This is a genomic window from Aphanothece hegewaldii CCALA 016 (genome assembly GCF_003007785.1).
GTDB classification, from domain to species: domain Bacteria; phylum Cyanobacteriota; class Cyanobacteriia; order Cyanobacteriales; family Microcystaceae; genus Chroococcus; species Chroococcus hegewaldii.
This window is the reverse complement of the sequence record NZ_PXOH01000003.1, coordinates 214,900-228,787: the sequence shown is the minus strand read 5'-3', so window position 1 is coordinate 228,787 and position 13,888 is coordinate 214,900. Positions and strand designations below refer to the sequence as shown.

The 13,888-nt window shown below is 35.9% G+C and carries 12 protein-coding genes and 1 pseudogene; 4 read left to right on the top strand and 9 right to left on the bottom strand.

Features of this window, described 5'->3' with window-relative positions:
- Positions 1–12: 12 nt before the first annotated feature.
- The 3 genes and pseudogenes from C7H19_RS04380 to C7H19_RS26190 all read right to left on the bottom strand — a co-directional run bounded on the left by C7H19_RS04380 (position 13) and on the right by C7H19_RS26190 (position 2,588).
- Complete coding sequence (locus tag C7H19_RS04380) at positions 13–1,281, bottom strand: ABC transporter permease subunit (RefSeq protein ID WP_106455667.1); 1,269 nt, start codon at positions 1,279–1,281, stop codon at positions 13–15.
- The gene (locus tag C7H19_RS26195; protein WP_219907580.1) at positions 1,281–1,706 is read right to left on the bottom strand and encodes an AAA-associated domain-containing protein; all 426 of its coding nucleotides are present in this window, start codon (positions 1,704–1,706) and stop codon (positions 1,281–1,283) included. Before C7H19_RS26195 ends, C7H19_RS04380 begins: the two co-directional genes overlap by 1 nt.
- A 39-nt stretch (positions 1,707–1,745) precedes the next feature.
- Positions 1,746–2,588, bottom strand: a pseudogene (locus tag C7H19_RS26190) (ABC transporter ATP-binding protein).
- Between the two features lie 330 nt (positions 2,589–2,918).
- Here C7H19_RS26190 and C7H19_RS04370 point away from each other — a divergent pair.
- Together C7H19_RS04370 and C7H19_RS04365 are read left to right on the top strand one after the other, a co-directional pair.
- Positions 2,919–3,680 carry a Coq4 family protein gene (locus tag C7H19_RS04370; protein ID WP_106455666.1) on the top strand — a complete coding sequence of 254 codons (762 nt, stop codon included), beginning with the start codon at positions 2,919–2,921 and terminating at the stop codon, positions 3,678–3,680.
- Positions 3,628–4,011 carry a 4a-hydroxytetrahydrobiopterin dehydratase gene (locus C7H19_RS04365; protein ID WP_219907577.1) on the top strand — a complete coding sequence of 128 codons (384 nt, stop codon included), beginning with the start codon at positions 3,628–3,630 and terminating at the stop codon, positions 4,009–4,011. The genes C7H19_RS04370 and C7H19_RS04365 overlap by 53 nt, the downstream gene beginning before the upstream one ends.
- 27 nt (positions 4,012–4,038) lie before the next feature.
- Here C7H19_RS04365 and C7H19_RS04360 read toward each other — a convergent pair whose 3' ends face one another.
- Both C7H19_RS04360 and C7H19_RS04355 read right to left on the bottom strand, forming a co-directional pair.
- The gene (locus C7H19_RS04360; protein ID WP_106455665.1) at positions 4,039–4,266 is read right to left on the bottom strand and encodes a DUF167 domain-containing protein; all 228 of its coding nucleotides are present in this window, start codon (positions 4,264–4,266) and stop codon (positions 4,039–4,041) included.
- Entirely contained in the window at positions 4,263–7,328 is a 3,066-nt protein-coding gene (locus C7H19_RS04355; RefSeq protein ID WP_106455664.1) for an alpha-mannosidase, read from the bottom strand. The genes C7H19_RS04360 and C7H19_RS04355 overlap by 4 nt, the downstream gene beginning before the upstream one ends.
- Before the next feature lie 195 nt (positions 7,329–7,523).
- On the opposite strand from C7H19_RS04355, the gene C7H19_RS04350 reads away from it, so the two are divergent.
- Positions 7,524–9,239 carry a diflavin flavoprotein gene (locus tag C7H19_RS04350; RefSeq protein WP_106455663.1) on the top strand — a complete coding sequence of 572 codons (1,716 nt, stop codon included), beginning with the start codon at positions 7,524–7,526 and terminating at the stop codon, positions 9,237–9,239.
- Positions 9,240–9,466: 227 nt separating this feature from the next.
- Here C7H19_RS04350 and glgA read toward each other — a convergent pair whose 3' ends face one another.
- From glgA to C7H19_RS04330, 4 genes are all read right to left on the bottom strand, one after another.
- Complete coding sequence (gene glgA / locus C7H19_RS04345; RefSeq protein WP_106455662.1) at positions 9,467–10,942, bottom strand: glycogen synthase GlgA; 1,476 nt, start codon at positions 10,940–10,942, stop codon at positions 9,467–9,469.
- A 344-nt stretch (positions 10,943–11,286) separates the two neighbouring features.
- A complete protein-coding gene (gene cbiB, locus C7H19_RS04340) occupies positions 11,287–12,258 on the bottom strand; it encodes an adenosylcobinamide-phosphate synthase CbiB (RefSeq protein WP_106455661.1) in 972 nt (323 codons plus the stop codon).
- Between the two features lie 49 nt (positions 12,259–12,307).
- Complete coding sequence (locus C7H19_RS04335) at positions 12,308–12,694, bottom strand: GFA family protein (protein WP_106455660.1); 387 nt, start codon at positions 12,692–12,694, stop codon at positions 12,308–12,310.
- A 14-nt stretch (positions 12,695–12,708) separates the two neighbouring features.
- Positions 12,709–13,152, bottom strand: coding sequence for an Rrf2 family transcriptional regulator (locus C7H19_RS04330; protein WP_106455659.1), 444 nt, complete (start codon positions 13,150–13,152; stop codon positions 12,709–12,711).
- Positions 13,153–13,427: 275 nt separating this feature from the next.
- Here C7H19_RS04330 and C7H19_RS04325 point away from each other — a divergent pair, with 275 nt between their 5' ends.
- Entirely contained in the window at positions 13,428–13,835 is a 408-nt protein-coding gene (locus tag C7H19_RS04325) for an AbrB family transcriptional regulator (protein WP_106455658.1), read from the top strand.
- The last annotated feature ends 53 nt before the right edge of the window (positions 13,836–13,888 follow it).

The following is a 13,888-nucleotide window of genomic DNA, read 5'->3' as shown; positions in this document are numbered from 1 at the left end:
AACACCAAGCCCCTACAACAACCGATATTTATCTTGTGCTAATTTGTATAACCTACGCCAGACAAAACGATTAGTAAAAACTACTAATAAAGACATCACGGAGGTAGCGGCTAAAAGTAAAGCATAATTTCCCTGTGCAGTTGCCTCAGAAATCGTAGAACCTAAACCAGTCGTCGTTAAAGTTTTCCTTTGAAAATGGACATATTCACTCACAATACTCGCATTCCACGCCCCACCCACTGCGGTAATGATTCCTGTAATTAAATAAGGAAAAATTCTGGGTAAAATAACCGTTTTCCAACGTTGAATTAAAGAAAGACGATAAACCTTAGCCGCTTCAAATAAATCAGAAGGTATCGACTGCGCCCCAGCAATCACATTAAATAAAATGTACCACATAGTACCCAACATCATCAGCGCGACTGAACCGATTTGTAAACCGCCGCCCATTTTAGCTAAATAGAGTAATAACACGGGAAACAAAGCCGTAGCGGGAACAGATGCCGCAATTTGAACAATAGGCTGTAGAATCCTCGCTAAATGTGGATTTTTCCCAATCGCTACACCCACTGGCACTGTCCATAATAAGGATAAAATCAAAGCAATAATAACTCGTATTGCCGTAAAAATCGCCCCTGTAATGATTTCTTTCCAACTTTCAAAACCAAGGGTTCTTAATAATAAAACAGCTTCCCAAGTTCCCCACAAAACAATAAACGCAAAACCACTGATAAAAATGCGTTCTAACCATTTTCCAAAATTAGATTGATGGCGTACAGAAAATGATTTAGTATTAGTAGCGAGTAAACTAACTAAGCTTTGATCGACATTTTGAGCAAAAGGCTTTAGAATACGATCGCTAATTAATCTTAAAGTCGGTGAACGTCGGATAAAATCTAAAATCACAGACTCAGGTACATTTTGAGCATCTACCGTTTCAAATTTAAACTTTTCTGACCAAGCAATCAACGGTCGCCAAATCAGAAAATCAATCATAATAATAATACCAATTAAAACCAACAAACCCCACAAAATAGCGGGAAAATTACCTTCACTTGCTGCTGTAGCTAAAAATGACCCCAAACCAAGTAATGTAAAATCTTTTTCGCCTAAAGTAAATGATTCTATGGCAATTAAGAAAAACCAACCCCCCGCGACTGACATCACACTATTCCAGATTAAACCAATTACACCAGAAGGTAATTCTACTGTCCAAAACTGTTGCCAAAAATTAAGATGATAAGTTCTCGCTGCTTCAATTAATTCTTTAGGAATACTCATCAAAGACTGATAAAAACTAAAACCGAAGGTTCATCATAACTGAATAACTCTCCATAACGCGCCCAGTCAATCGCTGTATTAAGTTGTCTTTGGGCTTCATTTGGACTAAAATGATTTTGGAGAATATCTAAAATTAATTCTTCGGGAATGCGTTGATTTTGTTTTGCTTGTAATAAATTAAAAATTTGTTGAACTAAGCGAATATGATTCATTAACTGAGTTCGTATAATTTCTTTACGTTCGTCAATATTTCCTTCAATAAACTGAAAAGCAATAGGTTTTAAATAAATATCCCCTTGTTGTAAATCAATCAAATCCATCAATTTAGCGGCTTCAACAATTGGTAAAATATCATCAACCTCTAACTGCAATTCTTGTCCTAAACGATATAAATCTTGATTTTGACGGTTTTCTAATAATTCCAAAAAGCCAGCAATAGAACCAATGCGAACCGATGGTAAAGACTAATATTTTTTCGCTGTATTGGTTGTAGTATTGCTTTTTTCGGGTGATTCATGAATTTCTAAATCAGGATTAGTCATAATTGTATAAACTTGATCTACAATAGCTTGAAAATTCAAACTCTTACGATCTCGATAATGGGGTAAAGTCACCGAAAAATCAGCCCTAATTCGTCCAGGATTTCGCCCTAAAACAATAATTCTATCTGCTAGAATAACGGCTTCTTCAATACCATGAGTTACAATTAAAATAAATTTAGTAGGTATGCGATTTTCTAGCCACAAATCTAATAATTCAATTCTGAGGTTTTCTGCGGTTAAAACATCTAATGCTGAGAAGGGTTCATCCATACATAATAATTCTGGTTCAACCGCTAACGCCCTTGCAAAACCGACTCGTTGACGCATCCCTCCTGATAATTCTTTCGGATAAGCATTTTCAAACCCATCTAACCCAATAATATCGATCATTTCAATCGCTTTTTGTTCTCTAATATCGGGTAAAATTCCTTTTGCTTTTAGACCTAATTCTACATTTTCCTGTACTGTTAACCAAGGATACAAAGCGAAACTTTGAAAAACGATCGCAACACCTGGATTTAGCCCCACTCAAGGTATTCCATGATACAAAATTTTCCCTTTGGATGGAGAAATTAAACCCGCCATCATTCGCATTAAAGTTGATTTTCCTGAACCAGAAGGCCCCAATAAAGCAACAATTTCACCTTGACGAAGTTCCAAATTTATGCTTTCTATAATACTAATTGGTTCTCGGTTAGGTTGTTCATAAGCTTTACCCACATTTGTTAAAGTTAATATCGATTCTTTTGCAGTTTTAGCAGCCATAGGCGATGACACGAGCAGAATGAAGCTTGCCTTTATTGTATAATTTCTTGATAGAGAATAGACAATTTTAATTTAAAAAAAATAACTTGGAACAGTTTATCATAACTATAAAAAATTGTTACAGAGGTGGCAAAAATATTATAAAAATATGCTAAATTTATCAAGCAAACCCCTAGGTAAATTATCTAATAATTCTTAATATTTTTTTAATTTGCCTTATATATCATGGACAATGATTAAATATTTAAAGCAATTATTTATTGCTATAAGTATAAATTAATTGGGCTAAATTACGTTAGAAAAATTATTGACAATAGGAGCAATTGGGATATGGGATTACGCTATATTAATAGTTTAATTACGCCAGAAAAACTAAACACATTTTTAGAATTAGTTGATTTAGCAGCAGGCGCAGGCAAAGATACTAATAATGTTTTTGATCTCAGTGAACGATTGAATAACAGTCGTCAGATGCAGTTATGTACTCAAACTGTGTTACAGAACCCAGCTTCCGCAGCGATAGTAAAAGAAAGATATATGGGGCAACCATATGACCTAGAGACGATGTTAAATATGCCTCAATACTCTCTCGGTTGGACTTATGCAAAAGTTCTCAGCGCATTGGGATATGATCCTGGATTTTACCGAACCCCCTCTAGTTTTAACAGCGATGCTGAGTACATCACCTTTAGAGTGTATAAAACTCATGATCTCCACCACATCCTCACTGGATTCAGCTTAGATAACTTGGGCGAATTGGGGGTAATTTCTGTAACTGCTGCTCAAATAGCTTTTCCAACCTTTCTTTTTTTGGATACGACATCTCTATTATTGAACTTTTTAACAGCCGAGCAATTGTATCGAGAAGACTTAGAACCCGCACAAAAGGGCAGAACAATGAGGTACAGCTTTGAATTAATCTCCAAAGGAATCGAAATGGGGCAGGCCGCAAAACCATTATTTCCCATCAAGTGGGAAGAAGAATTAGAACGACCTCTTGAAGAATGGCGAGAGGAGTTAAATATTAAACCTGTTTTGGATGGGCTGTATAGCTGGTATAGTAACACTCAAATTCGAGATGCGATCGCCTAATTCATTAACTTTATTAAAACAAATGAGCAATATTTTAACACCGCTTAATTCAACTGAAATCGATCTCGCTTTGACTAAACTAGAGGGTTGGAAAATTAAAGATGATAAGCTTCACCGTGAGTTACAATTCAACTCTTTTGTTGAAGCTTTCGGTTTTATGTCGAGTGTAGCGTTAGTAGCAGAATCGATGGGACATCATCCTGAATGGTCTAACGTTTACAATCGTGTCACTATTGATTTAGTGACTCATGATGCAGGTGGTATAACAGCAATGGATATTGAACTGGCTACCAAGATTAATGGATTATTTCTAAAAACATCCCCACCATAATTGGAACGTTAATTTAGTAATGATAGTTTATCCGGCAATCTGAATTTCTACTAGCTTAATTTTAGAAGTTGTTCCCGACTTAATCATAATTTTGAATTTAGCAACTTTGTATTTTTGCGCCAAAACTTGAATTAATTCTTGATTCGCTTTTTCATCAACGGAAGGCGATTTTAAATATATAACTAAGCTTCCATATGTTGTTTCTTCAATTTTTTGTAGTTTCGAGTTGGGTTTGACTTTAACTTGTATTTTCATTTTTGTATTTTATAACTCACTATTTGCCAAGGTTTAACCGTTAATTCATCTAAAACAATATCTTCTTCCAAAAGATTAACAGGAGATGATAAAGTTAGCCCAATCTCACTAGCTATATCTAAATATGCTATTTTACCTTCAGATTCATAACATCTCATAATCCATTTAGTTACATCATTTTCAAATTGTTTTAAAGCTATCAAAATTAAACTATCTGAACCAATATTTAACCAAGAACTAACAGGAGATAGACAAGTATTATTAAATTGTTTTTGAAAAATAACTTTTAGAGGAATATTTAACTCATAACCTCGATGAACCGTTTTTGCTTCTTGCCAATTTCCCGAATGAGGATAAATTGCATAAGTAAAAGAATGAATTCTTTTATCTGCATTAATATCAGGCCATTTTGTCCCTCTTAATAAGGTTAATCTAATTTGATTCATTTGGCAATCAAAGCCATATTTACAATCATTTAATAGACTAACTCCGTAATTTTGATTAACATCTGTTAAATCAATCCAACGATGTCCGTAAACTTCCCATTTTGCTTTTTCTGCTTCAGTTTGAGGACAGGTTAAACGTTCAATTGCACCGCAAGCAATTTCATAAGTAACAACATCACTTTCTAGTTTTAATGGAAAAGCTACTTTAACTAAAATATTTTCTTCTTGCCAATTGACAGTAGTTTTTATTTGTAAAATTGATGAATTTATTCGTAAAATGTAATCTTGAATAAACTCTGAATTACCAATAATTCTAATCACTCTAATTCGAGATTGTATCAAACCATAATCTAAATACTCAATTGATTTTAATTTACTTGGTTGTAAAGGAAAATCTTGATAATTTGGAGCAATATTCCACGCATCCCAATATTGATCTTTATCTTGAAAAGCTTGTAATTGATTTCCTGCACCATTTAATATTTCTTTTTGCTGTACTTTATCAAAAATACTTTCTAAATCTCCACTTTCATGATTAATAATTACTTTAATATAATCATTTTCAAGAATAAATTCTGATGTTGTTTTTATTTCTGGTTTAACTCTTTCAGTAGGACTTAACCAAAATAAGCGATACCCTACAGATGGAATATCTTTAGCCAAAAATAGCAATTTGTTTTCTGATGTTATTTGACTATAAACTTGATTTAATTCTACATCATAAATATCCCAGTTTACCAACGAATTCATTATAATACTAACAACTTCTGATCTTGTCCAATTTAAAGAGTTAAAAATAATAATTGGTATTGCTTCAGAATGAGGAGGAATAGGAAGAATAATTCGAGATGCTATAAATTGTAAAGAAATATCTAATATTGCTTCTCCTGTTTCGATAACTTTGCACCATTCTCTATTCGCATCCTCAAATACTTTAGGAATAGAAGTACCGGGTAAAATATCATGAAACTGGTTTAATAAAACTTTCTTCCAAGCATCAGTTAAAGCCGTTTTAGGATAAGGTAATTCTAAATGAATACTCGCTAAACTAGACCATAATTCAGCTTGATATAATAATTTTTCACAATAACGATTATAATATTTTTGATCACCATGAGTTGTATAACATCCGCGATGGAATTCTAAATATAATTCATCATTCCAAACGGGTAAGTTTTCTTGAGGTAAATTGTCTAAATATTCTTGTGCTGTCGTAAAACTAATTTGAGGGAAAAAAGGTGAGTTTTGCCATCTTTGTTGTACTTCTAACATATCACGTGTTGGGCCACCACCATGATCACCGACACCAGGTAACCAAAACGCATCTTTTAAACCCGTTTGTTGTTCCCAACTAATAGCATAATTCATCATAATAATTGGGTTAGTATCCATCACTCCGGCGACATTCGGAGGAGACATCAAAGATAATAATTGTGTACCATCAGGAGACTTCCACCAAAACACACCATGAGGAAATTTTGTCGTATCATTCCAATGAAGTTTCCCAGTAACAAAATACTCGATACCTGCTTGTTTAAAAATCTGGGGAAGTTGCCAAGGAAAACCAAATGTATCAGGTAGCCAAGCAACTTTTGTAATTGTGCCAAATTTTTCTTTAAAATAATTTTGACCATAAAGTAATTGACGTATTAATGATTCTCCCGAAATTAAATTAACTTCAGGTTCTACCCACATCCCGCCCAAAAGTTCCCACGATTTAGCTTTATATGCTTCTTGAATCTGTGTAAATAGCTCAAAACGATTATTTTCTATCCATTCATATAAAACAGGGCTAGATTGTCCAAATTTAAGCTCACTGAAATATTTTTGTAACTTTAAAACAGAATTAAATGTTTTTTGTGCAACTTCCCAAGTTTCTTGAATTGGCCATAACCACGCTAAATCTAAATGTGCGTGACCTAAAAGATGGAATTGTCTTTTTTTAATAGAAGAAGCTAATGGTTGTAATTGTTCTCTAATTTCTAATAAATTTTGATTAAATTTCTCTTGATCTGAAACAATATTCCAACTGATTTGATTTAATGTATTGGCTAAAATATCTAATTTTTCAGGTTCAAAAGCTTGAAGATAATTATATAAAACAGTTAACTCATCAGCTACAAAAGCTGGATCAATAAAATCAGGTTTTTCAAAAATCAATACAGAACGCATTAACGCCCCGATATCATGACCTGGACTTACTAAACGCAATGCGATAATTATTTCTCGTTGTGGAATAACATCAGTTGTTAAAAGTCGTCGAGTCGTTGAATCAAATAAATCTCCTTCTTGAACTAATTTTCCATTGATATAAATTTTGGCATCCTCAGCCCACCAAGTTAAAACTAATCTTGCTGTTAGATGTATTAAAGGATATTCTTTTAAACTAGATGAAAATTTAATTTTTTGAATTAACCATTGGACTTGACGACCCGATGACCAAATGATATATCTTTTATCATTTAACTGAACGGGTTTAGCTTTTTCAAGCTTAATATCTTTAATTGATAAATCTTGGTCTAAATAATACCAGTTTTCTTGAACATCCACTTGTACAAGTTGGCGCAGTTTGTCTAGAGTATCAAGAATTGATTGTGAAATTTCAGAATTAGACATAAATAAAATAAAGGGTTTGGCGACCAAACCCCTACAATAACAATAATAGGGTTATTTCGTAGGGGCATGGTTTCCACGCCCTCAATTCAATTATCTATTAAGAAAACCTTAGACTAACGATAAGTTTCTCATTTAGCACATTTTCTCGCCACCGTGTCACAATAAAAGTAAAGAATTGTAATCAAAGAGGGGTAAATGGTCGCAACACCTGTCAAAACTGAAAAACGCCTAACCATACAAACCGCTAACCTATCAGATGATATTACAGCCATTCGTTCTCTAGATTGGGATCGCGATCGCTTCGATATCGAATTCGGTTTACAAAATGGGACAACCTATAATTCTTACCTGATTCGGGGTGAAAAAATAGCCCTTGTTGATACCTCTCACGCCAAATTCCGCCAATTATATATAGATACTCTCACGGGACTGATCGACCCAACACAGATAGATTACCTCATTATTAGCCACACAGAACCCGATCATAGTGGTTTAGTTCAAGATATCTTACAACTGGCTCCCCAAATTACCGTAGTTGCAGCAAAAGTAGCCATACAATTCCTCGAAGGGTTTGTGCATCAACCTTTTAAACGAGAAATCGTCAAAAATGGCGATCGCCTCGACCTCGGTAACGGTCATGTCTTAGAATTTATTAACGCCCCTAACTTACATTGGCCAGATACAATATTTTCTTATGATCACGGTAGCGGCATTCTTTTTACTTGTGATGCGTTTGGAATGCACTATTGTTCAGATCACTTATATGATGAAGATCTAAAAGCGATCGAAGAAGATTATTACTTTTATTATGAGTGCTTAATGGCTCCTAATGCGCGTTCGGTTCTATCAGCAATGAAACGGATGGACACATTAGGTGAGATTAATTTAGTCGCTAATGGTCATGGACCCTTACTAAAATATAATCTAAATGAACTTCTTAGACGCTATCGCCATTGGAGTACTGAACAGAGTAAAGGTGAAAAAACCGTTGCTGTGTTTTATGTGTCAGACTATGGATATAGCGATCGCCTTTCTCAAGCTATCACCAAAGGGATCACTAAAACGGGTGTTGCTGTGGAAATGATGGATCTTAAATCTGCTGATCCCCAAGAAGTGCGAGAATTAGTCGGTAGAAGTGAAGGAATTATTCTGGGAATGCCTCCTACTCAAAAAGAGATTACCACGAATCTAAATACAATTCTCGCAGCAATCCACGATAAACAGTATATTGGAATGTTTGAATCATTTGGGGGTGATGATGAACCCATTTTCCCACTACAACGCAAGTTTATCGATAATGGTCTGATCCCAGCTTTCAAACCCATCCGTTTATCAGAAACCCCAACTGAAGCGGTTTATCAACTTTGTGAAGAGTCAGGAACCGACTTAGGGCAAACCCTCACCCAAGACAAAAAAGTCAAACAACGGAAATTACAAGACACCGACTTAGATAAAGCAATAGGACGTATTAGCGGTGGTTTATATCTCATCACCGCGAAAAAAGGAGAAGTTTCTGGGGCAATGATCGCCTCTTGGGTAACTCAAGCAAGCTTTGATCCCCCTGGGTTTACCGTTGCTGTAGCAAAAGATCGGGCGATCGAATCCCTCTTACACGCAAATGATACATTTGTATTAAATATTCTTGAAGAAGGAAACTATCAACCTCTCATGAAACACTTCCTTAAGCGGTTCTCTCCTGGTGAGGATCGTTTTGCTGGCGTGAAAACCCAAAGCGCGGTTAATGGTTCACCTATTCTCAGCGATGCCCTAGCTTATCTAGAATGTGAGGTCGTAAGTCGCATGGAATGTAGTGATCATTGGTTAGTTTATGGCAAAGTCACAAACGGACGTGTTTCTAACCCAGAAGGTTTAACCGCAGTTCATCATCGCAAAGTCGGAAATTATTATTAAGCTAGGGATTAATCAAAGTTAGTCCATTAGACCGTCAAACCGCCAGCCAGGGATTAAAATCCCTGTCTAATAGCTAAAGTCGGTTGAAACCGACTCACCGTATAGAGATACAGTCCATTTTAATGGACTTGGGCTATGAGACAGAGAATTTATTCTCTGGCGATTTTAATCTACATTCCGATTACTAGATTAAATGTTCAACTTACGTTAACAAATTTACTAATTAATTACTTATGTCGAATCAAATCATATAACTCGACATATTGCTCACCAGGATGATTCCAAGAATAATCATACTCCATCCCCTGTAATGCTAACTGTTTAAACACTTGGGGCGTTTGGGTATATAAATTGATCGCACGACCTAAAGCTGATTCTAGAGCATCATAACCCATTTGGTAGAAAACAAAACCGTTACGTTTTTCGGGTGGTAAATTCTGATCATAATCCCAGTCAAACACCGTATTAACTAACCCACCAACTCCTCGAACAACAGGCACAGTACCATATCTTAAACCGATCATTTGCGTTAGTCCGCAGGGTTCAAAATTACTGGGTACAACAATAATATCAGCACCCGCATAGATTAAATGTGCCAGTTCTTCATTAAATCCTAATTCTAAATGACAGTCAGGGTTATCATTAAGGAAATTCTTCTCATGTCGGAAATGATCATCAATTCGTTTTTCTGTAGCTGCACCTAAAAGAACAAACTGTGCTCCCCTACTTAAAGAATAATAAATAGCATGATGGACTAAATCAACGCCTTTTTGTTCATCTAAACGCCCAATAAAACAAACGATCGGTTTATCGTTATCTTGTAATAAAAGACGTTCACGCAAAGCTTTTTTATTTTTAGCTTTCTCCGCAAAAGAATCTATGCCGAAAGGATGGGGAATATAGCGATCGTCTTCAGGATTCCACACACCGTAATCAATGCCATTAAGAATACCACCAAACTTAGATTGATGTAAATGCAAAGTATGACCTAACCCATAACTTACATCCATGTGACGGGCTTCCCAAGCATGATGAGGCGATACGGTCGTGATATAGTTAGAATAAACGATGCCACCCTTCATCATATTGATCGCAAAAGGATTAAAATTATCCCGCAGACGAGCATAATTATAATAGTAAGAAAATTGCTTAAGTCCTGTTGCGATTAAGGTTTCATTTCCCGTAACCCCTTGATGTTTAAAATTGTGGATAGTATAGACAACTCTTTGATTCCACATTCCATGATGTTTATAAATTTCATACAATAAGACAGGAACTAAACCCGTTTGCCAGTCATGACAATGAAGAATATCAGGACGCTTGTTACTTTTAAGCAAAAATTCTAAGGCCGCTTTACAGAAAAAAGCAAATCGTAAATCATCATCAGAACATCCATAATAACAACCGCGATCAAAAAACTGATCCCAAGAATTCGGTTTAATAAAGAAACAAAGTCTACCGTGTACCCAACCGCAGTAAACAGAACAATTAATCGTTGCATCATACCAAGGTACCATTAGATCCCGATAAGCATCATGCAGACCCCAGATATGGTCATAACGCATACAATCATACATCGGTAAAATCAGTTCGACGCAATTTCCCCTAATTTCGAGTTCTCGACTCAAACCATAGACAACATCCCCTAAACCTCCTGCTTTAATCACAGGCGCACATTCTGAGGCAATGTGAACGATATACATTTTTAGTCCTCGCTTTTTAAAGTCGTGTTACAAAACTTAATTTTGCTCTATTTTCTCTGAAATAGGAAAAAGACACAACATCCTCTAGTCGGGCTAATACTTTTTTTATGATTAGTACAAAAATATTTCCAAGGATTAAAATCCCTGTCTTAAAGCTAAAGTCGGTTTATAGAAGATACTATATTAATACTGCCAGGGATTAAAATCCCTGTCTTAAAGCTCAAGTCGGTTAAAACCGACTAATCGTAAAGATTATAGTCCATTTCAATGGACTTTAGCTTAAGATGCGTGAATTCATTCACTGGCGAACTAACCAACTGGCGAACTGATCAAACCCTCATTCTTTAAGAAACTAACCAGAGTAGCATTACACCCAAACCCAACCACACTAGAAAACAAATACGGGTTAATCTTAAAGCTTGTTCAATGATCTCAGATGTAATGGGTGTAACCGCATCGCCTAAAAGCGGTTTTTCTATGATAGTACCTTTATACCTATTAATTCCCCCGACTTGAACCCCTAAAATCGCAGCATAAATACATTCACTCCAACCCGAATTAGGGCTAGGATCTTGAGGTGCATCACGCCAACAAATCCCTAAAACCTGTTTTGGCCTCCCCGAAATGAGCGCCAAGGTTAAAACCGTGAGACGACAAGGCAACCAAGTCACATAATCTTCAAATTTGGCACTAAACCACCCAATATCCGTAAAAGGTTCTTTTTTATAGCCAATCATAGAATCAAGCGTACTGAGTGCCTTATAAGCTAAAGCGAGAGGAATACTACCACAAAAGGGAATAAATGCACCAACGATCGCATAAAATAACGGTGCCATCACCCCATCAACCGCATTTTCTGTAACCGTTTCTAAAATCGCTCTAAGGATTTCTGGTTCGGATAATTCTTCAGTATCTCTCCCCACATATTGGCTGAGTTTTTCCCTTGCTAATTCAATATTTCCGTTGTTTAAAGGGGTTAAAACATCAACTGCGGCATTCTTTAGACTACGTGCAGCAAAACAACTCGCCAAGAGCAGAATTTGGCTAGTCATTCCAAAGTTAGGATGGACTTTAATCAATACCCAGGGAATTAACCAACCGAGTAACCCACTACTAATAATTATAATTAGTGCGATCGCAACACCCGCTAAACTTGTTAAGTGTTTATTCTGAGTAGTTTTAATCACCCTTTTAGTTAAGCGAGAAATTACCCAACCCATCACTTGAACTGGATGTAACCACTCCCTAGGATCACCTATCAGATAATCTAATAGACTCGCTAAAAGTAAGATCATTTCTGCTTGATCAAGAATCATATCGAGGTAGTAATCAGACCGAAATTAGTACTAAATAACTAATTAATATTCAGAGAATTTGATTAATATTTTCTTCCCAGTTAGCTCCGTCAAAGGACTTAATTGTAAATCTCGATAAAGCATTACCATCTAGACAACGAACATTAACATCAATTGAATCAGGATGGGAACGCGGACGATAAAAAGGATGTATACCACAAATGCGACAAAAATGATGTTTAGCTACCTTAGTATTAAAGGTATAAGTCATCAAAGCATCTGACCCTTTTAGTAGGGTAAATTGTTTGGGCGGGACAATTAAATGTATGAACCCTTTCTTCTGGCAAATTGAGCAGTTACAATCGATGGCTAGAAGCTCATGAACTTTGACAAGAAACCGAATCGCTTCGCAATGACAACCCCCGAAAAAAGTCACATCTTTTGATAAAAAAGTCATATCTTTTTCGACACTTAAACAATAAAGCTGGATTCCTCTCCTATAGCGGCTTCCCAGCTACGAGCATCGTAGTAAAGATCCGCTAAAGTAATATTATAAAGTGCCTCTTTTAATTTTTGATGAAGACGTTTCCAAAGACTAAATGTAACCCAATCTTCGGCTTGTCCAGAGTTAGGATCATAGCGAGGTAAAGGAGAGATCGTTTCACCCACTGCATCAAGAATTTGTCCGAGAGAAATGTGACTCGGTTGACGCGCTAATTGATACCCACCTTGTGACCCTCGAACTGATTTCACTAACCCCGCTTTACGGAGTTCAATGAGTAGCTTTTCTAGATAAGGTGCAGGGATATCCTGACGAGAAGCGATCGCTTTTACAGAAGTCGGCTTATATTTAGGTTGTAGGGTCAGATCTAACAATGCTTTTACGCTATAGTGACCCCTAGTTGTTAGCTTCATTTACTCAAATAACTATCTATTATTACTGACCATTACTCATTGACTCATCCCCAAAAGACAAAAAAGTCATACATTTGTAAATTCTCAAAAATTTCTTGCTTTGTCCATTGGAAATAATGTATTAATATTAATTGAGACAACAAGTAAATTTTTACTTTTTGCCGTCAACATCAAGATATAGATCACTCAAAACTATATCATTTTTGACCCGCCGAGACTCGTTCTCAGACGGCACATCAATCTACCCAAATCAATATTAGTAAACTAAAACATTAATGGCTAAAAACACACAACCTCAATCCTTAACTGGACTTGACTTACTGGAAAAAGTCAAAGACCTCGGCAACCTTAGCAAAGAAAAAAAAGCGCGGGCCTGTGGATACTATACCGTCACAAAAAACGGAGTAGAACGGGTCAATATGATGAAGTTTCTCAATGCTTTAATTGATGCAGAAGGGATTCATTTAGATAGTAGTACAAATGGTCATGGTAAAGGAGGACGCTCCGCCAGCTATAAAATTAGTGTTCAGTCTAATGGTAATCTTTTAATTGGCTCGGCTTATACCAAGAAAATGGGATTAGATTCGGGTGATGAATTTGAAATCACCCTAGGCAGAAAGCATATTCATCTTAGACAAGTTGGTGCATCGGATGAAGATGAGGAACAAACGATCGCCATCTAAATAAAACCCAAAGCAATTTATTTTAACCGCCCATAAAAAAAGGCCTTCAAATA